Source organism: Streptomyces sp. NPDC059679 (assembly GCF_042734105.1).
Taxonomy (GTDB): domain Bacteria; phylum Actinomycetota; class Actinomycetes; order Streptomycetales; family Streptomycetaceae; genus Streptomyces.
In genome coordinates this window covers 178,328-200,362 of record NZ_JBHWES010000007.1, presented here as the reverse complement: position 1 = coordinate 200,362, position 22,035 = coordinate 178,328, and the positions used below count along the sequence as shown (strand labels likewise).

The following is a 22,035-nucleotide window of genomic DNA, read 5'->3' as shown; positions in this document are numbered from 1 at the left end:
ACCGTCTGACCGTCTACTGAGGCTCGGCCAGGCCCCATCCCTCGAACCAGTGGGCGGCCACCCGCGCCGCGGTCGGAAAGGCGAACGGCTCCTGCCGGTCGGTGAGCATCCGCAGAATGAACTCGCCGGTGCCGCAGTCGAAGCGCTGCCACTCGCCGGAGTTGTACTGCACGAGCACCGGCCAGCCGTCCGGGTCGTCGGCGCCGGTCAGCCAGTGGAACGTCACCTCCTGCTCCGAGCTGCCCCAGATCAGCACGCCGCCGGGCGCGGGATACACCGGGTAGGGCCGGTACAGCTCGGCGTACTTCGGCATGTCCAGGCCCCAACTGACAAGATCCGCCGCCGGGACGCCCGGCACCAGCAGATCCAGATACTCGTCGAAGCTGCCCACCCCGAACAGGTCGACGATCTCCTTGTACCCGCTGGGCAGGGCCGTACCGAGCGCGGCTTCCGCGGCCGCCCAGTCGATCGTCCTGCCGATTGCGTGGTCATCGCGGACCGGCCGCAGCGCCTCCCATCCGGTGAGGACCGCAAGACGCTGCGCCCACCCGACATCGGACGGGAAGGCGCCCCGGCCCGCGACGACGATCACCCCGCGCGGGCCGTCCGCCGCGGCCATCAGGCCGTAACCGAACCAGTGCTCGTTCAGGGCCCAACCGCGCAACTCCAGCACCTCGCCCTCGCCCGACCCTGTGGGCGGACCGCCGAACGCGGGGATCGGAACGCCACCGGTGACCAGCCGCCGCACGGGCTGACCGGTCCAGGGCAGCACCTCCAGAACGGCCTGCTCCAGCTGCGCCAGATCCCATCCGGCGCGGACGAGACAGACGTGTCCTTCGCCATGCCCGGGCAGCGGGCAGTGCGGCCGGGGGTCGGTGAGGGTCTGATCAAGCAGTTGACGGAGCTCGGTGTGGTGCATGCGGCCCAGTGAACCTCACGGCACCGACACCGCTGCCGTTACCGCCCTGCCGTTACTTCGGGCAACCGCAAGGGCGGCAGGTCTCGACCCGTACGACCACGGCGACGGCGGAGTGCCGACGAGGGCCGCATATCGGAGCGCATGCGGGTCAACTCCCGTGCGACCAGATCGGCTTCCTGCGGATCGCAGGCGAAATTCCCGGCCATCGGCTCGTGCCCTCCCCCGTGAGATCTCTACGTGATGGCATCACTGGATAACCTGCTGTGAGGCTAGCGCGCGAGGCGTCGGCCGGCGGGCGATTCCGTGAGGAGCACGGTTGTGGAGACGGATTCCCAGGGGGCTGGGCGGCTGGTGGCCGGCCGGTACCGACTGGCAGGCGTGCTGGGCCAGGGTGGGATGGGGGTGGTCTGGAGGGCGACCGACGAGCTGATCGGACGGGCTGCGGCAGTCAAGGAGTTGCGTACTCCACCAGGGCTGTCGGCCGAGGAGCGGTCGATGTTCGGCGAACGCGCCTTGCGCGAGGCTCGTACGGCGGGTCGGCTCAACCATCCCGGTGTTGTGGCGATCTACGACCTCGTGCCGGCGACACCCGAGGACGACGCCGCCTACATCGTCATGGAGCTGCTCGAGGCCCCCTCGCTGGCGGATCTCCTGGAGTGGTACAGGGCCCTGCCGCAGGAGCGAGTGGTCCATATAGCCGGACAGCTGCTGGCCGCTTTGGACGCCGCGCACTCGATCGGACTCGTCCACCGGGACATCAAACCCAGCAATGTCATGGTGCTGCCCGGCGACCACGTCAAGCTCGTGGACTTCGGCATCGCCCACGCCGTGGACGACACCCGCCTGACCCGCGACGGCGTCGTCGGCTCGACCGGCTATATGGCGCCGGAGCTGTTCCAGGGCGCTGATCCTTCTCCCGCGACGGATCTGTGGTCGCTGGGCGCGACCTTGTTCCACGCCGTCGAGGGGCGCGATCCATTCGCCCGCCAGACCCCGGCCGCCACCCTGCAGGCCATCCTCAACGACGACCTGCCACCACTGAACTGCCAACCTCCGCTCTCCACACTGATCACCGGGCTCCTCACCCGCGACGCCACCGACCGGATGACCAGCGAAAAAGCCGGCGCCCTGCTCCCAGCCACCACCACACCGCCCGCGGCAGAACCACCCCGCCCCGGCCAGGCAACGAGTGGCAGCCCCACCACCGCGCCACCGCACATGCCGCCGCACACGCCGTCAGCTCCGCCCGCACACTCCCCCCAGGCCACCTTCGCGAGCCACCCCACCGTCATCGGACAGCACGCCCACGTCCCCTACTCGCCCGGCCCCATGCCGTATGCGCCACCGGCCCACCCCCCGGCCCCCGCACCCGGCGCAAAGAGGGAAACAGCCATGTGGATCGCCCTCGCGGCGGTGATGGTGATTCTCCTGGGAAGCGGAGCCTTCTTCCTCCTCAGAGACGACTCCAGTAAGGACGAGTCCAGTAAGGGCGCAAACTCTCAAGCGCAGGGGGAAAAGACAGCGCAGCCGGAAAAAACTACGCCCCCGGGAGACCCAGGGGATTCGGGAGACTCGGGAGATTCAGGGAGTTCGGGGGGTTTGGTCACCGGTGAAAAGACCTGGCCCAATCTGAGCCGGAACCACGTCACCACCACGATCAACTACCCCATGACGCCTCCCGCCGGTGGCAACCACGACCCCGCCTGGCAGAACTGCAACGGTGACGTCTACGACAGCCGGATACGCGACGAGAACGCCGTGCACGCCCTGGAGCACGGCGCCGTCTGGGTCACGTACAACGACGAGGCCGCCGACGCGGACGTCGCGGCGCTGGAGGCCAAGGTGGCCAAGACGCCGTACACGCTGATGAGCCCCTACAAGAACCAGTCGTCACCGATCACGCTGACAGCCTGGGGACACCAACTCGACGTCCAGAACGCGTCCGACGCGCGGGTCAACGCGTTCCTCGACAAGTACGTCCAGGGCGCACAGACCCCCGAACCAGGGGCTTCCTGCACCGGGGGCGTGTCCTCGTAGCCACTGCAGCGCCGACGTATCGAGGAGGTACGTGCCACCAGCCTGAGTCGGAGCCCATGCCGCATACGGCATACGGCATACGGCATACGGCGAACGGCAAGGTGTCCATGCCGTTCGCCGATGGCCTCTCGCAAGGGCTTGCCCAAGGCGGTCAGACAGACGTGCTCAGCGGGTCAGTCCTCCTCGTGGTCGTCGCCCCCGTCGTTGTCGCCCGAGCGGTCGTGGTGGTCGTCGTCGGCCTGCACGGCCGTGACCTTGCCGGATCGGGCGTCGACGGTGACCTCGTGTTCGGCGCCCTTGGTGTCGGTGACGTCGATTTCCCAGGCGGCCGACCGACCGTTGTCGTCGTCCAGCTCGGCGGATGTCGCCGTACCGGGGATCTTCTTGAGCGCGGCGTCCACGGCCTGGCTGAGGCTGGTCTTGGCGGACCTGGCCAGAGCGGCATCGTCGTCGGTGTCGTCGTGGTCGGTCCTGTTCGCGGTGACCTTGCCGCTGGTGGTGTTCACCGTGACTTCGTGTTCCGCGCCCTTGGCGGTGACGACATCGACCTTCCAGACGGTCTTGCCCCGGTGCCCCTCAAGCTCGACGGAGGTGACCTTGCCCGCGACCGACGCCACGGCCGCGTCGGCCGCCTGCTTGAGGTCGACCTTGGTCTTCGTGGCGGACGTACCGTCGTCGTCGCGGTCCTCGTTGGTGGTGCCCGCGGCTGCGCGGGCGCTTTCGTACGCGCTGTCGTGGGAGCTGTCGTGGCTGCCGTCGTCGGCGAAGGCCACAGCGGTCGCGGCACCGGCGCCACCGAGCACCACGGTGGCCGCGAGCACGGCGGCGACGGTACGGCGACGGCCGGTCAGCGAGCGCTTGAGGGACTTCATCGCGGGTGGTCCTTTCCTCAACTGCGGCCGGGCCGCAGGGATGCCGACCGGGGTCGGCCTGACATGGACAACCCTGCGCGAGCGATCCTGAAGCCACGCTGAAGCTTCCTGAAGATCGCTTCAGGAAGGACATGCGACGCTGAGAGGTATGCGCCCGCCCGTCTCCCACCACCGCCCTGCCGGAGGCGCTCCGCGCCACCCCTTTCGATTCTTGATCGTAGAGGACGAGACACGCCTGGCCACCGCCCTGGCCCGGGGTCTGGCCGCGGAGGGGTTCGCCGTGGACGTGGCCCATGACGGTGTCAGCGGTCTGCACATGGCGCAGGAGCAGGACTACGACCTGATCGTGCTGGACATCATGCTGCCCGGCCTGAACGGCTACCGCGTCTGCGCCCAGCTGCGGGCGGCCGGCGACGAGACGCCGATCCTCATGCTGACCGCTAAGGACGGCGAGTACGACGAGGCCGAGGGCCTGGACACCGGCGCGGACGACTACCTCACCAAGCCGTTCTCGTACGTCGTCCTTCAGGCCCGCATCCGCGCCCTGCTGCGTCGCCGTACCCGGACCGCCGTCCAGGTGCTGGAGATCGGCGACCTGACCGTCGATCCCGGCGCCAAGCGCGTGGAGCGGGCGGGGGCGGAGGTCCCGCTGACCACCAAGGAGTTCGCGGTCCTGGAACACCTGGCGCTGCACGCGGGCCGGGTCGTGTCGAAGGCGGACGTCCTCGCCCACGTGTGGGACTTCGCCTACGACGGCGACCCGAACATCGTCGAGGTCTATGTGAGCGCCCTGCGCCGCAAGCTCGACCTCCCGTTCGGACGGCGTTCCATCACGACCGTACGAGGCGCCGGGTACCGTCTGGAAGCCGACGGCGGCCGCCATGCGTAGGCCATTCGCCTCCGTCCGCGCCCGCGCCGCGCTGGCCGCGACCCTGGTCGTCTCCGTCGCCCTGGTCGCCGCGGGCGTCGCGGTGGTCGTCGTACTGCGCCACAACCTGGTCGGCCGGGCGAGCCTGGAGTCCGAGGTCGCGGCCCGTACGGTGGCGGGCGCGCAGGCCGCGCTGAACGGAGACTTCGGTTCCGTGCCCCTGCCCGACGACGAGGACCGGCCCGTACAGATCGTCGACTCCGCCGGCAAGGTGCTGGCCGCCAGTGACGACCTGGACGGACGCGGTCCTGTCACGAACTACTCGCCCGCTCCCAAGGGCACCGCGCCAGAAGTCTCGTCTCCCGGCGATGACAGCGGCCATGACGACGACGATGACGATGACGACAGCGCCCCGGCCCGGGGCAAGGTCGGCACGGACACGGACCGCAGGGACCTCGCCGTGAGGGTCGGCGACGAAACCCACGACTACAGCTTCGCCGCCGTACAGGGAACGGCCTACGACGGCCGCACCTACACCGTCTACGCGGGCACCTCGCTGGAGGACGAACAGGCCACCCTCGACCAGGTCACCAGGGTCATGCTGATCGGCCTGCCATGCCTGCTGGTCGTGGTCGCCGGGGTGACATGGCTGGTCACCCGGCGGGCGCTACGCCCCGTCGAGGGCATCCGTACGGAGATGGCCGAGATCACCGCCAGCGGCGATCTCTCGCGCCGCGTGCCCCAGCCCGACTCGTACGACGAGATCGCCCGGCTCGCCGCCACCACCAACGAGACCCTGACCGCGTTGGAGCAGTCCGTCGAGCGCCAGCACCGCTTCGTCGCCGACGCCTCGCACGAACTGCGCAGCCCGATCGCGTCCTTGCGCACCCAACTCGAGGTCGCCGTCGCGCACTCCGAGCTTCTGGACGTCGAGGAGGTGCTCGCGGACGTCATCCGCCTCCAGCACCTGGCGGCCGACCTGCTCCTGCTGGCCCGCCTCGACGCCGGCGAGCGGCCGGCGGAGGCCCGGGTCGACCTGGCGGTTCTCGTCCGCGAGGAACTGGCGGAACGCACGGCGACGGATCGCATCGCCCCAAGCCTCAGCATGGGCGGTACGCCGCTGGACGTGCGCGGCAGCAGAGGGCAGTTGGCCCGCGTGCTCGGCAATCTCCTCGACAACGCCCAACGCCACGCGAGGTCTGCGGTCGGCGTCGAAGTGCGCGCCGACGGCGCGGACGCGGTGCTCATCGTCACCGACGACGGCCCCGGTGTGCCCGAGGCCGACCGCGCGCGGATCTTCGAACGCTTCGTACGCCTCGACGAGGCCCGCACGCGGGACGACGGTGGAGCGGGACTTGGCCTGGCCATCGCTCGCGATGTCATAGAGCGCCACGGCGGGACGCTGGTGGTGGGGCAGGCATCGGGTGGCGGCGCGGCTTTCCGGGTCAGGCTGCCCCGTACCACCACCTGACCGTCGGGCTATGGGCCGACTGCGGCCCGGGCCGGGCGCGTACAGCCGCCGTGCTGCGAAACATTGGTCGTTTCCTGGTCTGCCGCTCTCTGTTTGCTGGGCTCGCTCTGGAGAGCCGGTTCCTAGGGTCATAGCTGTCCCCCGGAGGGCCGGTTCACGGGCCTCCGCATCCCCGCTGATCTGGAGACAACTGATGCGTGCCCTGCCCCGCCGTGCCCTTCTCGCCGCTCCCGCCGCCGTCCTGATGTTCACCCTCGTCGCCTGCGGTGGCGGTTCCGACGACAGCTCCAGCAGCTCCAACTCCGCCGACACCCAGCAGTCAGCCCCGAGCGCGGGTGGCGCGGAGGCGGGCGGTGAGGCCGGGGGTGACGCCGACGACAAGAAGGAGCCGCCGCTGACCGGTGACATCAAGCAGAAGGCCGAGGCCGCCGCGCTGGCCAAGTACCCGGGCACGGTCCTGAAGTCCGAGGAGGACGCGGAGAAGCCCGGCATGTACGCGGTCGAGGTGCAGAAGCAGGACGGCTCGACGGTTGAGGTGTACCTCGACAAGTCGTACAACGTCACCGGCACCAAGCAGGAGGGCACCGAGGAAACGGAGAACGCCGGCTGACGGCCGAGGTCCGACCCGCCGGAAGGGAGAAGCGCATGTCGACCGAGCCCCGGAACACCCCCGGCTCCCCCTCAGTGAAGCCGGCGACCGAGACGACGGCCGTCCTCAAACCGTCGGAGGGAGCCTACGGGGCGCGCTTCGACGAGGACGCGTTCAACTACCCGTCGCCCGCCGCCTCCCAAGCCTGGCCCGGCGACGAGCCGCTGCCGAAGCCCGCGGACGCTGCCGGGTCCGCGGACGCTTCCGGGTCCGCAGACGCTGCCACGCCCGCGGACGCCACCGGGCCCGCGGACGCCGCCGCGCCCGTCGACGAGCCGGACGCGGCGCGGCAGGCACGCGGTCGCGGCCGGGAGCGGGATGCCTTCGGGTGGCAGCGGCTGCTCGCCCGCCGCCGCCCGGTTCTGGCCGTGGCCGCCGCCCTGACGGTCATGGGCGGCTTCGGCTTCGCCCTGTCGGCGGTCAGCGACACGGTCTCCTCCAACCCGACACCCGTCGGCACCGTGCGGGATCCGGCATCGAAACCGCCTACCGAGCAACCCCAGCCGCCAGGGGCGACTCCCTCCCCGGCGTCTCCTCCCGACGGTGGCGCCGGCGTCCTTCCGACGCCAACCGGTTCGCTGCCATCCACCGCTGACCGGCACGACGACGAGGACGACCGGGGCCGCGAGGACGACCAGGGCCACCGGGAAGACCAGCGACACGAGGACGGCGACCGCTCCGGCGATGACTGACTCCCCCAGCCGGGGCCGTCGCCTCCTCACCCCCGCCGTCCGGCCGGATCGCCTCGTGCGGATCGTCTCGTACGGATCGTCTCGTACGGATCGCCTCGTACGCGACCGGCCGGACGGCACACTCCTCCCTTCATGCCTCTCAGGCCCCAGGCGGGTTCTCGTGAACACCCCAACTCCCGTGGCACCGCTGTGCGAGCCTGCCGCCATGCGGCTGCTGCTGATCGAAGACGACGACCGGATCGCCGGCCCGCTCACCGAAGGGCTGGGCCGCTACGGCTACACGGTGGACCGGGCCCGTACCGGCGCCGCCGGCCTGGCGGACGCCACCGCCGCCCCGGACCTAGTGCTGCTCGACCTCGGTCTGCCGGACATGGACGGGCTGGACGTATGCCGCAGCCTGCGGGCCAAGTCCGGTGTGCCCATCATCATGATCACTGCGCGTGGCGAGGAGGCCGATCGCATCGTCGGACTCGAACTCGGCGCCGACGACTACCTGGCCAAGCCCTTCGGCGTACGGGAGCTGGTCGCCCGCATCCGTGCGGTCACCCGGCGCACCACCGGCGCCCTGCCCGTCGCCTCGCCGGAACCCGCCGGACCGCCCGCCGCTCCTGGAGACGGCGCACAGCGGCCGGGGCCGCTGGAGATCGACCGTCGAGCCCGTCACGTTCGCCTCGACGGTCGTGAAATAGCCCTGACTCCACGGGAATTCGATCTGGTCGCGTATCTCGCCCAGGACCCCGGCGCCGTGCACTCACGCCAGCAGATCATGGACGCGGTGTGGGACCCGCACTTCTTCGGCCCCACCAAGACTCTCGACGCCCATGTCGCCGCGCTGCGCCGCAAGCTGGGCGACCCCGGGTGGATCACCACCGCACGCGGGGTCGGCTTCCGCCTCACCGATCCCGACCAGGACATGGCGTCCGAGGCATCGGGATGACCCGCCGCCTGCTGCTCAGCTACCTCGGCCTGACCCTGCTCGTACTGGCCGGGCTGGAAATCCCGCTCGGCATCATCTACGCCCGCGGCGAGGTCTCCCGCGCCTCCCAGACCGTGGAGCGCGACGCCTCCATGCTCGCGGAGGTCACCGAGGAGAACATCGAGAAGGGCAACCTCGACGCGCTGCCCGACGTGGTCGGTGACTACGCCGACCGGACCGGCGGACGGGTCGTGGTGACCGACCGCACCGGCCTCGTCCTCGCCGACTCCCATACGCGGGTCGGCAAGGGCACGGACCTTTCCGGCGAACCGGATATCGCCCGCGCCCTGCGCAACGAGCCCACCGTGACCGCCGGGGACGAGGTCCTGTCGGCCACCATGCCCGGCTCCTCCGGCACCACGATCCGCGGCGCCCTGCGCCTGACCTACCCGATGACCGAGGTCACCGCCCGCATCCACCGCATCTTGGGCGCCCTCGCGCTGGCCGGCGCCTGCATCCTGGCCGCGGTGGCGCTGATCGCCTTCACCCTGGCCCGCTGGATCACCCGCCCCCTACGCACACTGGAGGCGGCCACCGCCCAGCTCGCCGACGGACACGTCGCAAACCCACCGGACGCGAGCACCGGCCCGCCCGAACTGCGCCGCCTGGCCGCCTCGTTCACGCATACGGCCACCCGGCTCCAGCACCTGCTCAACGCCCAGCACGCCTTCGCCTCGGAAGCCTCCCACCAGCTCAAGACCCCGCTGACCGCGCTGCGCCTGCGGCTGGAGAACTTCGAGCCCTACCTCGACCCCCGCGCCCACGGCAGCCTGGAGGAGTCCGTCGGCGAGGTCGAGCGCCTCGGCCGTATGGTCCAGGGCCTGCTCGCGCTGGCCCGGCTCGAGAACTCGGCGACCACCGCCGAGCCGGTGGACCTGGACGCGGTGCTGACCGAGCGCGCCGCGATGTGGGAACCGCTCGCCGCCGAACAGCATGTCGCCGTCAGGGTCAGTGGCGTACGAGTGGGCCAAGTGTGGGCGATTCCAGGGGCCTTGGAGCAGATCATCGACAACCTTGTGGCCAACGCCCTGCGCGTCTCACCGCCCGGCACCACCATCACCCTGGCCCGCCCCCCCGGCGCCGGACTCCACGTCGTCGACCAAGGTCCGGGGATGCCCGAGGCCGACCGCGAACGCGCCTTCGACCGCTTCTGGCGCGCCTCCGACACCCACCACGACGGCACGGGCCTCGGCCTGCCCATCGTCCGCCACCTCGTCCGCGCCTCCGGCGGCGAGATCACCCTGCACGGCGCTCCCGGCGGCGGCCTGGACGCCCAGGTCCGCCTGCGGCCCGTGGCCGCCGGGCGGTCCCGAACAGCGGGCTGGGCCTCGCGTTCGACGCGGGCAACGGCGAGAGCACGCTGATCACGGCGCGCAGAGGTCGAGCGTCTTCGGGATCGCCGGACGACACCGGACGACACCGGACGACAGATGACTGCGGGACCGACCGGGGGGAGCGGCCCCGCAGCGGCACCCCTCTCCGGCTCCAGCTCCTCGAAGAACCCTCAGACCATGCGTCGTAGCGCGGTCTCCACGGCATCGACCAGCGGATCGCCTTCGGTCCGCGGGTGCCTGGCCAGGCCGAGTTCGACGTCCGGCAGGCTGGGCAGGGCGTCCGCGTCGTGGCACGCCATGGCCGGTTCGAGATTCCCGGACAGCACCGCCGTAACGCCGAGCCCGGCCCGCACCGCGGCGAGCACGCCGACGAGACTGTTGCTCTCGAACGCCACCCGCCAGCGGCGGTCGGCGCCTTCCAGCCCTTCCAGCACCGACGCACGCCATGTGCACGGGCCCGAGAACAGCACCACGGGTAGCGGATCGGCAGCCAGGTCCACACCCTGGCCGACCGCCCAGACCAGCGGTCGGCGTACCGTCCAGCGCGGCCGGCCGGGAACGTCCGCCGCCTCGTCGAGCACGAGTTGGACGCGTCCCGCGTCGTACGCCTCGCGCCTCGCGTCGCCGGAGAGGCTGAGCACCTCGAGCGTCGCGCCTGGATGCAGCCGGGCGAGGTCGGCGAGGGCCTGCGGAAGCTGGGACGCGGCGAGGTCTTCGAGCAACCCGACGCCGCAGTGGCCGGTCAGTGCACGGCCGGCTTCGGTGAGTGCCTGCGCGGAGAGCGAGAGGATGCGCTCCGCGTATGGCAGGAGTTCGTCACCCGCGCGGGTCGGCGAGACGCCGGTCGTGGACCGGAGGAGCAGGGGGCTACCGACGGTGTTCTCAAGCTTGCGCAACTGCTGGCTGAGCGCGGGCTGGCTCTGCCCCAGCGCGCTTGCGGCGCGGCTGATGCTGCCCGCCCGCACAGCGGTGACGAACGACCGCAGCAGTACGATCTCCAGATCCCTCGCCATAAGAATCCATTATATCGGATCCAATCATATGGCCACTTCCTATCGCCAGATGATGGGAGTTAGCGTCACGCGGGTGACTCGATACCGACAAGTGCTCGCCGTGCCCGGGGTGGCATCGCTGCTGGGTGTCTCGCTGCTCGCCCGCACCGCGATCACGGCCTCCGGGATGGCGCTGACGATGTACGTCGTTCTGGGCCTGAACATGAGCTACGCGGCAGCGGGAGGAGCCGCGGCGGCCATGACCACCGGTCTGGCGCTGGGCGGTCCGCTGCTGGGCCGCATGATCGACCGGCGGGGCGCGCGTATCGTGCTGCTGATCACCGTCGTGGTTCAGGTCGCGTGTTGGCTGAGCGTCGCGGTACTGCCGTACACGACCCTGCTGGGCGCCGCCTTCGTAGCAGGTCTGCTGATGGTGCCGGCCCCGATGGTGACCAGGCAGGCGATCGCCGCGATGACGAAGACGGGACAGCGACGGGCCGCCTTCGCGCTGGAGGCGGTACAGGGCGAGCTGTCCTACATGGTGGGCCCGCCGATCGTGATCCTCTGCGCGGCACAACTGCCCTCCGGCGTGGTGGCCTGGGGCGTCGGCGCTGCGATCGTGGCGGGCGGAGCGGGGATCGCCCTGCTCAACCCCCCGCTGCGGGCCGAGGACGAGGCGCCGGCCGACCCAGCCGACCGCCCCCGTCGCCGGGAGTGGCTGGGCCCGAGAATGATCGCGGTGCTGGTGATGGCGTTCGGCGCCACGATCGTGCTCAACGGTACCGACCTGGCCATCGTGGCCACTCTCAAGGAAGCCGGCCAGGCCTCCTGGGCCGCCGTCGTGATCGCCGTGTACGGCGCGGCCTCCATCGTCGGCGGGCTTCTGTACGGCGCGCTCCCGCGACCGCTGCCCACCTGGCTGCTGCTCGGCCTGCTCGGGCTGGTGACCATTCTCGCCGGACTGGCCCACGACTGGCGCTGGTTGTGTGTGGCAGGCTGCGGCGCGGGGCTGCTTGCCGCACCGACTCTTTCCGCGTTGTCCGACGCCGTGAGCCGACTCGCACCCGCGAGCGTGCGCGGTGAGGCGACAGGCTTGCATGCCTCGGCGCTGGGCGCGGGCTTCGCCCTCGGCGTCCCGGTCGTCGGCGGGGCGATCGACACGTCCGGACCGGCAGGCGGCTTCGCGGCGGCCGGCCTGGCCGGCCTCGCCGCCGCGCTGATGGGATGGCTGCTGTCCCGGCGCTCACCCATCCGAACGCGGTCGGTGCGCAGTGATCCCAGCTTCATCGGGGCCTCGGACGCGCGATGATCTGCCTGCCGTCCAGTGGCTGCCCACCGGCACGTACGGCGCCGCTAAGGCATGGTTGATCAGGTTCTCCGAGTCCCTCCGGTACGACCTGAAGGACCACGGTGTGCGCGTCCTTGCCGTCGTTCCCGGATTGCGATGAAGGACCTGCGCCGCGGGGCGCCGGTGAGCATCGCGGGCTGGCACTTCAAGCTGTACGACCAGGCGGTACGGCATCTGCCCCGCCGGATCGTCGCGACCATGGCCCGCTCGCGCAAGCCTCACGCATAGCCGTATCTGGTCATGGAATGAGTAGCACCAGTTCGGCGAGGCGACTCGAACCCCGCCGCAGCGGATTCAACCTGCGCGCCGCACCTCGCCCCACGTTGATCATCCGCGGGTCAGTCCCAGCTCCCCGGCCCGTACTCCCGCCTGGAAACGTGAGGCCGCGTCGAGGCTGGCCAGCAGCTCCGCGACCCGGCGGCGATAGGTGCGCAGCGACATGCCCAGTTCCCGGGCGGCTGCCTCATCGGTGGCGCCGGAGCCCAGGGCGCGCAGGACCCTGGAGGTCTGGTCATCCATGCGGGGCCATCTCGAATCGAGGAAGGTGGCCAGATCGGCCGCGCTTTCCCAAACGGCTTCGAACAGTGCATAGGTTCCGCCGATCAGAGCCGGCGAGGCGCTCATCGTGTAGGTGGGCGGGCCCTGAGCGGCCAGGGCGGAGGGGACCGGGCCGGTGAGGATCATGGTCCGCCGGTCGATGATGACGGTGCCTTGCGGGAGCGGGGCAGTGGCGATCCGCACCTGGAAGCCATAGGCAGCCATCTCCCGCAGGGCCTCCCGGTCGCGCTCGTCGGCGAGAGCGGCGAGGCTGTACAGCTTGCGTGCCTGGGGTACCGTGCCGCGGCGCATCTGGAGACGGGCGGCCTCACGGGCTCCGGGCCAGGTGTCGAGATCGTGGGCGATCTGAACCCATTCCGCGTCGTCCGACTCCGTCAAGGGCTTGATCCGAGCCCACAGCTCGACATCACCGCGGAGCTCCATGACCTGTGGCATACGTCCATTGTGCCGTTGGCAGCAAGGTGCCACGGGCTCGCCCGAGGAGCACGCCCGTTGCAGGCTCACATCCATGAGCAACAGATTCCGCTTCGGTGGCGACCTGGATGTGAACAGGATGGGTTTCGGCGCCATGCGCCTGCCGTCGAAGGCCGGCATGTTCGGCCCTGCCCGTGATCCCGAGGCCGGCCGTGCCGTGCTGCGCCGCGCCGTGGAGCTGGGTGTCGACCACATCGACACCGCCGACTTCTACTTCAGCGCCGACGGTGCGGTGCGTGCGAACACCCTGATCCGTGAGACGTTGTTCCCCTACCCGTCCAACCTGGTGATCGCCACCAAGGTGGGGCACATCGTCCGGGAGGACGGTTTCACGCAGGGCACTGCCGCCGACATGCGCCCCTTGGTCGAGGCCAACCTGGAAAGCCTGGGGCTGGACTGCCTCGATCTGGTCTATCTGCGCATCGGTGCCATGTCGCCCCCGCACGACGAGTCACTCGCCGCACGGTTCGAGGCACTGGCGGCGCTGCGCGAAGAGGGGCTGATCCGCCACCTCGGCATCAGCAACGTCAACGCCGACCATCTCGCGGAGGCCCGCGCGATCGCCCCTGTTGTCGCCGTGCAGAACCATTACCACGCCGCCCAGCGTGCCGACGCCGACCTTCTGGCGGCCTGCGAGGAGGCTGGTATCGCCTTCGTGCCCTTCTTTCCGATGGGGGGCGGGCGGGAACTCGACGACGAGCGGCTGGCCGAGGTGGCGGGTCGGCACGATGCCACCGTTGCCCAGATCGGCCTGGCCTGGCTGCTGGCCTCCTCTCCGGTGACCCTGGCCATCCCGGGCACGGGCTCCCTTCCCCACCTGGAGGAGAACATGGCCGCCGCCGCGATCACCCTCACCGAAGAAGACCTGGCCTATCTGGCCTGATACCGGCTTCGTCCCACTTCCCAGACGAAGGATGCACATCCCATGAAACTCTTGATCCTCGGTGCGACCGGTCCCACCGGCCACCACGTCGTCGACCTGGCCATCGCTGCCGGCGACACGGTCACAGTCCTGGCCCGCAGGCCGGAGGCGCTGGAGGACCTGGCAGACCAGGTCAATGTAGTCGCCGGAGACGCCACCTCGCACAAGGATGTCGCGGAGGCCATGATCGGGCAGGACGTCGTCGTCTCGGCCCTCGGCAGGAGCACATCGGTGCGTGCCGATGACCTGTTCACCCGCGCCGCAGCGGCCGTGATCGGCGCGGCGAAGGAACAGGGCGTCTCGCGCCTGGTATGGCTGTCCTCGTTCGGTGTGGGTGATACCTACCGGTCGGCGAGCACCGTGCAGAAGATCATGTACCGCACGTTTCTCCGGAACATCTACGCGAACAAGGAACTCTCCGAGCAGGCGATCCGCTCCAGCGGGCTGGACTGGACGCTGGTCTACCCGACCGCGCTGACCAAGGACCCCGCCAAGGGTGGCTACCTCGTCGGCGAGCGCCTCCCGATGAAGGGCAACCCGACGATCAGCCGCGCGGACGTCGCCGACTTCCTGCACAAGGCGGCCCACAGCGCCCAGTGGATCCACCGCGACGCCGTTATCACGGACTGACGAGCCCTGATTCCCCACCTCACGCAACGCCTTGCCGGTGCCCATCGCGGCGGACATCATCGCGGCCCGGCGCGGCATGACCGGCAGGCTCCGCTGCTCGGACCTGGCCGATATATAAACGATCCAGTACCTTGATATACACAGTCGGCGGGCGGAGGAAGACACCATGAGTCGCACGGTCATCGATCTCGACGACGAGGCACTGGAAGAAGCAGCCAAAGAACTCGGCACCACCACCAAGCGCGACACCATCAACACCGCCCTGCGGGAAGTCACGGCCCGCTACCGGCGTCTACGCTCCCTCGAAGAAGCCCGCGAACTGGTGGCCGACGGCGCCCTGGACATGGACCTGCTACTGAACAAGGACGCGTACCGCCCCACGGGTGCGGCAGGCGATGACCGCGGCACCGGCGCGGACGGGTGACCGTCGCCGACTACCTCATCGACACCTCCGCCCTCGCCCGCGTCCTGCTCCGCCAGAACACGGCCGAATGGGACGACAGGATCGGCGCCGGTCTCGTCGCGATCTGCGACCTCACCGAACTGGAAGTCCTGTACTCGGCCCGTTCGGCCGCGGACCGCACCCGCTTGAAGGCCGCGCTCGACGCCCACTACACCTGGTGCCCCATGCCGGACGGCACCTACCGCCGTTCCCGCATCGTCCAGGAACAACTGACCGCCAAAGGGGAGCACCGAAGCGCGGGCCCCGTCGATCTCCTGGTGGCCGCCGCCGCGGAAAACGCGGGACTCACCCTGCTCCACTTCGACCGCGACTTCGAAACCATCGCCCGCACGACAGGGCAGCCCGCCCGCATGATCGACCTCAGGCAGTAGAACCTGCGCGGTCCGCAGCAGGCCATCTCGGCGTCCACCCGCTCGCAACCCTGATGGCGACGGCGCTGAACTCACGGGCAGCGGATTCAGTCTGTTGACCCAAAGTCCTGAATCCGCACGCCTGCTGAGACATTTCCGCAGGTCAGAGACCTGCCCGGTGGGGCGGGTGGGACTCGAACCCACGGCCGACGGATTATGAGTCCTTTACGGATCTTCCGATCACGACTTGATCTTGCCCCGCCCTTACTGTTTTCCCAGGTCAGAGAGCCAGACACTTCCGTGGCCCGCCCTACCCTTCCTGATCCTTCCGGGTCCTTCCGTCCCCTGCGTGTCCCCTGCGGGCCCCCGCGAGCCCGCCCCCGAGTGCGAGTGAGGGCTTCCGAGTCCATCAGCGCAGGTTGAGCAATCCGGGCGCTGAGCAATCTGAGCCTGCGCGCAGCGGAGTCCCTTACCGGCGAAAACGGCTCGGCCACCTTCGCCCGGGGCAAGGCCAACCGAGGTGCTGGGAGGTCCCGCTACGCGGCCTTGAGGAGGTTATGCAGGCGGGCGATGCCAAGCATGGCGTGGTGGACGCCGTCGCCTTTGAGTCGGCAGTCGCGCGGGCTCAGCCCGGTGAACGGGGCCATCCGGGTCGGCTTCAACGCCGTGATCACATCAGCCACCACGAGATCATCATCTGAGACGGTCTTCTCCGGTGACCCATACAGCCGTCCTTCACCGATCTGCATCACGATCAAGTCGTACCATCACCGCTATGGTGACCGATGTCCTGGCCGAAGACCTCCAGCCCGGCGACCTCCTTGAGCTCTCGACCGAGTTCGGTACCCAGATCCTCCGGCTGACTGTTGTGCAGCGACGCACCCACGGCATCAAGTTCACCGGTCTCAACCGTGAGGGGATCCGCTATTCCTCCGGTATGAAGTACGGCCAGCTGGCGCGGTGCGTTCGAGCGTAGGCCGTCGCGCCCGGCCCACCGAAGCAGTTACGGGACAGCCCCCAGGCTGGACTCGCCTGTCAGCAAGCGAAGGGAAAACTGTGATCGGCGAATCCGACGACCGGCCGTGGGGCACCTGGACGATCCTCGACGAAGGTGCAGGTTTCAAGGTCAAACGGATCGAGGTCAAGCCCCACGCGCGGCTCTCTTACCAAACCCACGAGCACCGCGCCGAACACTGGATGGTCGTCGCAGGTACCGCATCATCGATCATCGACGGTGAGACGGTCGTTTCCAGGGTCGGCGAGTGCGTCGACATTGCGATCGGGCAGCCCCACAGGATCGTCAACAATGAAGACGAGCCACTGACCATCATCGAAATTCAGCGTGGCGACTATCTTGGCGAGGACGACATCATCCGGCTAGCGGACGACTTCGGGCGCATCTAGTGGTGTAGCCGGGAACGTTAACCGGAGTGGCGGGACCGTAGGGCATCTTTATTCCTTTCGAGTGAGCCTGGTCCCCTTCTCGCGTCGAAACCCTGCGGCAAATTTCGGCGATCATAGACCCGTTTCCGAGTCGACGGCGCCACCAGGCTGTGGCCAACGGTCATGGTCAGGTCATGCACCAGCCCGAATCGCAACCCATGCCGTATGCGTCGAACGGCAGGGTGTCCGTGCCGTCGCCGATGGCCTCTCGCAGAGGCTTGCCGAAGGCGGTCAGATAGACGTGGTCCTTGCCGAGCTCGTCACGCCGGCCGTTGAGCAGATCCTCGAGCCGGCATGCCTTCACGAACAGCTCAGGCTCCGTGCGGCGCATCTCCTGCCACGTCTCAGGACGGTGGAAGGGGCAGAACCAACAAGAGCTTTTGGGTGGCACCGGCAGCCCTGCTGAGCGGATGATCCGAGCACAGTCGATTCGACGGATACCGCGCTCCAAGAGCGGGTACTCGATCCGCTCATGCGGCTCGCAGTGACGTGTGTTCGCCCGGTGGATCTCATCCAGGGTGATGCCGATGCCAACCGTGGCTGGGTGCTCCGCGCTGGCGCCGCGTCGCTTGAGTTCGTCGCCGACGACCTTGATTTTGAACTCGACGGTGCACGAGCGGGTGCCCGGAGCCCCGTTGGACATCCGCACGGGAATCTTGAGCGACCGGGAGCCTTCCCGAGTCAGGTCCTGGTACAGCGTGCGGACCTCTCCGGTGCGCTTCATAACACGGTCGACCACGACCAGTTCAAGGCCGTGTTCGGCGGCGAACGGCAGCGCGTACTGGTGCAGATACCGGAGTGTCCTGGGATTCTCGGAGTCGTCGCCGACGTTGGCCATGATGAACGTGCGGTAGTCCAGGTCGTCGCGAGCAGCGAGCACGAGGGCCGCCATGGACTGCCAGCCGCCGCCAAAGCTGAAGGATCGGACATTGCGGCGTATGGCAGCGAAGCGAGGGAGAGTGCGGACCGCCTGAGACTGGCGCCGCGGAAGGTAGGCGGTCTGCGGCGTGACGGCGTCGGCAGATTCCTCTGGGGTCATACCTGGTACCTCTGTTTGGGGCGGCCCCGGCAGTGTGCCGGGGCCGCGGATTGTTCAGTTCGTCTGGATGCCGGTGCGCTACGTGTCCTTCAGCCGTCGGGCCCGGTTCTCACGCGCGGTCTCAAGCAGCCCCTGCGGATCGACTTCGCTGTTGATGGCGTAGTTGAGCACGTCGGCCAGTTCGTAGTCAGGGTCGGCGGTGAGGGCCTGCGTAAGGGCAAGTCGTGCGGCGAGGATGTCCTCCTGCCGCCACGCGATCCACGCGAACAACGTGAGGACGGGCACCGCGGCCTCGGTGTAGGGCGGGATGCACCGCCGGGCGAGGAAGGCCCAGAGACGCCGGGCGTGGGGAAGGTCGTCGTCCTCGGCGTATTCCATGCCACGGTCGTGCGCCAACTCGTCATGCAGGCCGTGGATGAGCCGGGCGGCTATGTCGTCCGCGAGTTCCGTGGCACCATCGCGGAAGGCGCTCATCGCAGATTCGAGCAGCGCATTCGTGGCCCGGAGTACGGCGTCTTGCCCTTCGTCGGTGACGCATTGAGAGCTCCATGCCGCGGCCTCGTTGTCGAGCGCACGGCGCTGTTGCTCAGTGCGATCGGCATCGCCGGGCTGGAACTCCTTCGCGATCTCCGAGGTCCGGCGGCCTGGCGAGAAGCCGAGTCGGATGAGCTGTGCTGCGGCACTGTTGGGGTCATCGAGAGCAGGGAGGGGTTCGCCCTCACAACATCCAGGCTGGTAGCAGGTGTATGCCCACCAGCGTCCTGCGACAAGTCCGAGAGTTAGCTGAGGGGCGCCACGGTGGTCGGCGATCGCATCGACCAGCCAGTTCGCCATGCTGCGAAGGAGCTCGGCAGTCTCCTCAGCGTTCTGACCAGGCCGAGGGTCACGGCAGAGATAGATGATGACGTCACAGTAGAGATCCTTGCCTTTGGCGAGGGCGTAGCGCATGAACTTTCGTGCGGCAAGGTGGGCAACCTCAAGCCAGTGGGTCGGGTCCTCAGGCAGTGGGCAGGTCATACTCGGCCCATCGATGAAACGGGGTCCGGGACAGTGGAAGACGATGCTGTCGTCGGGGTAGTGGCCGAGTATGAATGGCAGGACCTCGGCGAGGTTGGCCATGCTGCGGATGGTGAGCTTGCGCTGGGGAGGAATCACTCTTCGGTCTCCTTGTTCTTTGGTGCCGTGTCGGTCTTGGCGGATGGGGGGTACTTGGCGGTGGAGCGCCCCTTCTTCGTTCCGGGTGCCTCGTCCTGGGCGTTCGGCTGGGCCTTGGTCGCGTAGCTGACGGTGCGCGCGAACCTGGGCTTCTTGGTGAGCGCGGGTATGAGCTGGTCGCGCAGGAGGCTACTGACCGCCGTCGTCAGGTCCTTGGCGTGGCGGGTCGGGATGGTGCGGTGCCAAGTGCGTCCCGGCTGTAGGCGGGCGTCGTTGGCGGCCTGGGCTTCGGCCTTCTCCTCGGCTGTGCCGACCGGAAGCGGCGGCAGGTCGGGGCCCGCGGTGATCCAGGTTTGGATGATCAGGTCGCCGGGCTGGAGGCGCAGGCCGATGTGGTGGCCTTCCGGGTGGGTGTAGATGGCGGAGCGGTCGGGGGTGTCGGTGTCCTCCTTGGTCCAGGGCGGTTCCAGGTAGGGGGCGAGATCGTCTATCGGATAGGCGGCGCTGGCGGTCTTGGCCTGCACGAACGAGGGCCTGCGGGGTCGTCGTGCGGGGGTGGCTCGGGGTCGTACGAGGTCGTGCTCATCGGTCATGCGGCGGCCGTCTCCATGAGCTCGTCCAGGAGACGGAAGGCGCGGCGGGAGGCGACGATGGCGGTGGCGGTGCCCACGTACTTGTCGCGTTCCTCGAAGGCGTCCTTGGCTTCGGCGAGCGTCTTGGCGTGGCCGCCGTCCTCGAGGGCGATCGAATCGGCGCAGCCGATGTGAGCCCGTGGGCCGAGGTCCCAGATGATCGTGTTGACGGCGGCGCAGGCTGCGGCAAGGGCGTCAACGTCGTTGCCGTACCAGTGGTAGTCGTGTGGGTTGAGGTCGAAGTCGCGGAGCCGTTGGGCAACGGAGCGGAACATCGTGCCCGAGCCGACGGCCGGGTCGCGTATGGCCAGGTTGGGTCGGGCAAATTCCTTGTCGACGAGCATGTTGACCATGAGGTCTGCGACGCACGCCGGCGTGTGGTACTCGCCGCGCCACTTCCTGTCGCTCTTGTGGCGAAGGCCGGTGAGGAGCGGGCTGAGGACATCGGATTCCGCGCGCATGTATGGGTCGTCGTGGCCGGTGAGGTCCAGCAGGCCCTGGTTGATGGCGCGGTGGGTGACGGCCTGGACGGCGTGGAGCTGCTGGGTGTCCGGGTTGGGGTTCCAGGCCCAGTCGTGCAAGCGCAGGGCGCGGTTGATCAGGTCGGGGCGCTTGATCCAGTAGCCGAGGTAGATCTCTTTGAAGAGTTGGGGCAGTTCGTGCGGCTGGCGGTTGAGTATCCAGTCGGCCAGGCCGTTGCCGATCTCTGTGGGCTGGCGAAGGAGCGCGAGTGCGGCGACGGTGCCGATGGGGATGTCGATGCTGCTGCCGCCGTAGCTCTGGTACCAGGCGTCGATGACGTTCTCGACGATCGTGCGGGCGTGGTCGTGGGGGTCGTGCGGGGCGAGGCCCTTGTGCCACGTGGTCTTGGCGGGGGTTCGTAGGTCGGTGTTCGACTTCGGTGGGGCCTTCTTCGCCCAGCTCGGTATGGGCCGGTCCGCAGCGGGCGCGGCGGCCCGTGGCAGGGCCATGTCGTCGTCAGACACGAGTCTCCTTTGGGTGCGCGCATGGAGCCGCCCCGGTGCGCCGTGCGCGGCCGGGGCGGCATGGGGTGCTGAGGTGGCGATCAGTCGGATGGGCGTTTGGCCTCGAGGTTGGCCACGAGGCCGCGTATCTCGACGGCATCGGCCGCTTCCGGATGCCCGGCCTGCCGAAGCCCAGTAACGAGGAACATGAGGGCCAACTCGTCGATGTCCATCTCTGCGGTCAGCTTCTCGAAGCTCAAGTGCCGGAACTCGGTGGGGCGGTGTACATAGCCAACGCGCAGGGTTTGCTCGATTTCCTCGAGCGTGGCTGCTGTCTGCTCTTCGGTGAGATTGAGGAGGGAGGCCCAGGCGCTGAGTGTGGTGTCGTCTACCGGGAACTTCACGGTGCAGTTGGCCTTTCAGAGTCGGCTGCCCCGGCTCGCGGAGGGCGGTCCGGGTGCGGAGGGGGTCAGGAGGGGAAGGGCTTGTCCCGGTAGTCGGGGTGGCAGACACCCCACAGCTCGCCGGGGAGCGGCACGGTGATCACGCCCCACCCGGCCCAGCGCATGACGGCGAGATAGCCGAGGCGGCCGCCGGCGAAGCCGCTGCGGCCTTCGGCGTCAGGGTCCGGCTGGATGAAAACCCAGCCGGGCATGTCGCCCCATGCGGGGTCGACCTGGAAGCCGGGCTTGAGTTCGCGGACGCCGTCGATGTGGATGGGCGGCAGATCGGCTGCCAGGAGGACACGGATGGCCTGCTGCACGTACTCGTGGCGGTGGAACTGCGGCAGCGCGCCAACACCTTCGCGGATCAGGGGGTGATGCACGGTTGCGCCGACGCTGGCCCTGTAGACATCCATAAGCAGGTGGGCGTCTTCAACGCGGCCCGCGAAGCGCATGGCCAGGTTGGCAACCACCGCGACGGCGTGCTGGTCCCGGCTGATGAGACGCTGGAACTGCTCCTCCGTCAGGTGGCTGAACTGGCTGGCCCGGATCGCGGCGTGGGTCCGCGCGGCGACGCGAAGCGCGCGGGCGACGTGATCGGGCTCGACACCGATCATGCCCGAGAGGACTTGCACTCCTCGGCTGTAGGTCATGGTGATGGTCTCCAAGAGGACGCTTGCGCGTATGGGTGCGCCCCCGGCGTTGAGCCGGGGGCGCGGGGTGTGTCCTTTCCGTTTCAGGATTTCGCGAATTCCTTACTTATATCTTAATAGCAAATGCCACTAAGGCAAGTTTCCCGGAAT

Annotated in this window: 25 protein-coding genes and 1 pseudogene; 15 read left to right on the top strand and 11 right to left on the bottom strand. The window is 68.9% G+C overall.

The features are described from left to right. Positions 1-13: 13 nt before the first annotated feature. A complete protein-coding gene (locus ACFV2X_RS11580) occupies positions 14-919 on the bottom strand; it encodes a hypothetical protein (RefSeq protein WP_385614458.1) in 906 nt (301 codons plus the stop codon). 318 nt (positions 920-1,237) lie between these two features. Here ACFV2X_RS11580 and ACFV2X_RS11575 point away from each other — a divergent pair, with 318 nt between their 5' ends. Next, positions 1,238-2,956 carry a DUF3105 domain-containing protein gene (locus tag ACFV2X_RS11575; RefSeq protein ID WP_385614455.1) on the top strand — a complete coding sequence of 573 codons (1,719 nt, stop codon included), beginning with the start codon at positions 1,238-1,240 and terminating at the stop codon, positions 2,954-2,956. A 173-nt stretch (positions 2,957-3,129) separates the two neighbouring features. Here ACFV2X_RS11575 and ACFV2X_RS11570 read toward each other — a convergent pair whose 3' ends face one another. After that, positions 3,130-3,828 carry a PepSY domain-containing protein gene (locus ACFV2X_RS11570; RefSeq protein WP_385614452.1) on the bottom strand — a complete coding sequence of 233 codons (699 nt, stop codon included), beginning with the start codon at positions 3,826-3,828 and terminating at the stop codon, positions 3,130-3,132. Between the two features lie 148 nt (positions 3,829-3,976). Here ACFV2X_RS11570 and ACFV2X_RS11565 point away from each other — a divergent pair, with 148 nt between their 5' ends. From ACFV2X_RS11565 to ACFV2X_RS11540, 6 genes are all read left to right on the top strand, one after another. Beyond that, the gene (locus tag ACFV2X_RS11565) at positions 3,977-4,717 is read left to right on the top strand and encodes a response regulator transcription factor (protein ID WP_385614449.1); all 741 of its coding nucleotides are present in this window, start codon (positions 3,977-3,979) and stop codon (positions 4,715-4,717) included. Beyond that, complete coding sequence (locus ACFV2X_RS11560; RefSeq protein WP_385614447.1) at positions 4,710-6,167, top strand: sensor histidine kinase; 1,458 nt, start codon at positions 4,710-4,712, stop codon at positions 6,165-6,167. Before ACFV2X_RS11565 ends, ACFV2X_RS11560 begins: the two co-directional genes overlap by 8 nt. A gap of 193 nt (positions 6,168-6,360) precedes the next feature. Then, positions 6,361-6,777, top strand: coding sequence for a PepSY domain-containing protein (locus tag ACFV2X_RS11555; RefSeq protein WP_385614444.1), 417 nt, complete (start codon positions 6,361-6,363; stop codon positions 6,775-6,777). 35 nt (positions 6,778-6,812) lie between these two features. Continuing rightward, on the top strand, positions 6,813-7,508 hold the full coding sequence (locus ACFV2X_RS11550) for a hypothetical protein (RefSeq protein WP_385614441.1): 696 nt from the start codon (positions 6,813-6,815) through the stop codon (positions 7,506-7,508). 205 nt (positions 7,509-7,713) lie between these two features. Beyond that, positions 7,714-8,445, top strand: a complete 732-nt coding sequence (locus ACFV2X_RS11545; protein WP_385614575.1) for a response regulator transcription factor — start codon at positions 7,714-7,716, stop codon at positions 8,443-8,445. After that, on the top strand, positions 8,442-9,848 hold the full coding sequence (locus tag ACFV2X_RS11540) for a sensor histidine kinase (RefSeq protein WP_385614438.1): 1,407 nt from the start codon (positions 8,442-8,444) through the stop codon (positions 9,846-9,848). The genes ACFV2X_RS11545 and ACFV2X_RS11540 overlap by 4 nt, the downstream gene beginning before the upstream one ends. A gap of 140 nt (positions 9,849-9,988) precedes the next feature. On the opposite strand, the gene ACFV2X_RS11535 is transcribed toward ACFV2X_RS11540, so the two are convergent. Next, complete coding sequence (locus ACFV2X_RS11535; protein ID WP_385614435.1) at positions 9,989-10,831, bottom strand: LysR family transcriptional regulator; 843 nt, start codon at positions 10,829-10,831, stop codon at positions 9,989-9,991. A gap of 73 nt (positions 10,832-10,904) precedes the next feature. On the opposite strand from ACFV2X_RS11535, the gene ACFV2X_RS11530 reads away from it, so the two are divergent. Further along, positions 10,905-12,119, top strand: a complete 1,215-nt coding sequence (locus tag ACFV2X_RS11530; RefSeq protein WP_385614433.1) for an MFS transporter — start codon at positions 10,905-10,907, stop codon at positions 12,117-12,119. Positions 12,120-12,254: 135 nt separating this feature from the next. Beyond that, positions 12,255-12,386 carry a hypothetical protein gene (locus tag ACFV2X_RS11525; RefSeq protein ID WP_385614431.1) on the top strand — a complete coding sequence of 44 codons (132 nt, stop codon included), beginning with the start codon at positions 12,255-12,257 and terminating at the stop codon, positions 12,384-12,386. Between the two features lie 99 nt (positions 12,387-12,485). Here ACFV2X_RS11525 and ACFV2X_RS11520 read toward each other — a convergent pair whose 3' ends face one another. Continuing rightward, positions 12,486-13,151: a DNA-binding response regulator gene (locus ACFV2X_RS11520; protein WP_385614429.1), complete on the bottom strand. Its 666-nt coding sequence runs from the start codon at positions 13,149-13,151 to the stop codon at positions 12,486-12,488. Between the two features lie 73 nt (positions 13,152-13,224). Between ACFV2X_RS11520 and ACFV2X_RS11515 the strand changes: the two genes are divergently transcribed. From ACFV2X_RS11515 to ACFV2X_RS11500, 4 genes are all read left to right on the top strand, one after another. Continuing rightward, positions 13,225-14,073 (top strand): oxidoreductase, encoded by an 849-nt coding sequence (locus ACFV2X_RS11515; protein ID WP_385614426.1) that lies wholly within the window; start codon positions 13,225-13,227, stop codon positions 14,071-14,073. Positions 14,074-14,115: 42 nt separating this feature from the next. Further along, positions 14,116-14,742, top strand: a complete 627-nt coding sequence (locus tag ACFV2X_RS11510; protein WP_385614423.1) for an NAD(P)-dependent oxidoreductase — start codon at positions 14,116-14,118, stop codon at positions 14,740-14,742. A gap of 166 nt (positions 14,743-14,908) precedes the next feature. Beyond that, positions 14,909-15,166: a type II toxin-antitoxin system VapB family antitoxin gene (locus ACFV2X_RS11505; RefSeq protein WP_385614418.1), complete on the top strand. Its 258-nt coding sequence runs from the start codon at positions 14,909-14,911 to the stop codon at positions 15,164-15,166. Next, the gene (locus ACFV2X_RS11500) at positions 15,163-15,576 is read left to right on the top strand and encodes a PIN domain nuclease (protein WP_385614416.1); all 414 of its coding nucleotides are present in this window, start codon (positions 15,163-15,165) and stop codon (positions 15,574-15,576) included. Before ACFV2X_RS11505 ends, ACFV2X_RS11500 begins: the two co-directional genes overlap by 4 nt. A 515-nt stretch (positions 15,577-16,091) precedes the next feature. On the opposite strand, the pseudogene ACFV2X_RS11495 reads toward ACFV2X_RS11500, so the two are convergent. After that, positions 16,092-16,175 (bottom strand): annotated as a pseudogene (locus ACFV2X_RS11495) (IS5/IS1182 family transposase); the annotation flags it as partial. 155 nt (positions 16,176-16,330) lie between these two features. Between ACFV2X_RS11495 and ACFV2X_RS11490 the strand changes: the two are divergent. Together ACFV2X_RS11490 and ACFV2X_RS11485 are read left to right on the top strand one after the other, a co-directional pair. Continuing rightward, complete coding sequence (locus tag ACFV2X_RS11490) at positions 16,331-16,531, top strand: hypothetical protein (protein ID WP_385614414.1); 201 nt, start codon at positions 16,331-16,333, stop codon at positions 16,529-16,531. 80 nt (positions 16,532-16,611) lie between these two features. Beyond that, on the top strand, positions 16,612-16,959 hold the full coding sequence (locus tag ACFV2X_RS11485) for a phosphomannose isomerase type II C-terminal cupin domain (protein ID WP_385614411.1): 348 nt from the start codon (positions 16,612-16,614) through the stop codon (positions 16,957-16,959). A 166-nt stretch (positions 16,960-17,125) separates the two neighbouring features. Here the strand turns inward: ACFV2X_RS11485 and ACFV2X_RS11480 are convergent, their stop codons facing one another. From ACFV2X_RS11480 to ACFV2X_RS11455, 6 genes are all read right to left on the bottom strand, one after another. Next, entirely contained in the window at positions 17,126-18,037 is a 912-nt protein-coding gene (locus ACFV2X_RS11480; protein WP_385614409.1) for a phosphoadenosine phosphosulfate reductase, read from the bottom strand. A gap of 78 nt (positions 18,038-18,115) precedes the next feature. Further along, positions 18,116-19,192: a DUF4192 domain-containing protein gene (locus tag ACFV2X_RS11475; RefSeq protein WP_385614406.1), complete on the bottom strand. Its 1,077-nt coding sequence runs from the start codon at positions 19,190-19,192 to the stop codon at positions 18,116-18,118. Continuing rightward, positions 19,189-19,785, bottom strand: coding sequence for a hypothetical protein (locus ACFV2X_RS11470; RefSeq protein WP_385614403.1), 597 nt, complete (start codon positions 19,783-19,785; stop codon positions 19,189-19,191). The genes ACFV2X_RS11475 and ACFV2X_RS11470 overlap by 4 nt, the downstream gene beginning before the upstream one ends. Further along, complete coding sequence (locus tag ACFV2X_RS11465; RefSeq protein ID WP_385614400.1) at positions 19,782-20,810, bottom strand: N-6 DNA methylase; 1,029 nt, start codon at positions 20,808-20,810, stop codon at positions 19,782-19,784. The genes ACFV2X_RS11470 and ACFV2X_RS11465 overlap by 4 nt, the downstream gene beginning before the upstream one ends. Before the next feature lie 80 nt (positions 20,811-20,890). Continuing rightward, positions 20,891-21,193, bottom strand: coding sequence for a hypothetical protein (locus tag ACFV2X_RS11460; protein ID WP_385614397.1), 303 nt, complete (start codon positions 21,191-21,193; stop codon positions 20,891-20,893). A 65-nt stretch (positions 21,194-21,258) separates the two neighbouring features. Continuing rightward, on the bottom strand, positions 21,259-21,900 hold the full coding sequence (locus ACFV2X_RS11455; protein ID WP_385614394.1) for a hypothetical protein: 642 nt from the start codon (positions 21,898-21,900) through the stop codon (positions 21,259-21,261). Between the last annotated feature and the right edge of the window lie 135 nt (positions 21,901-22,035).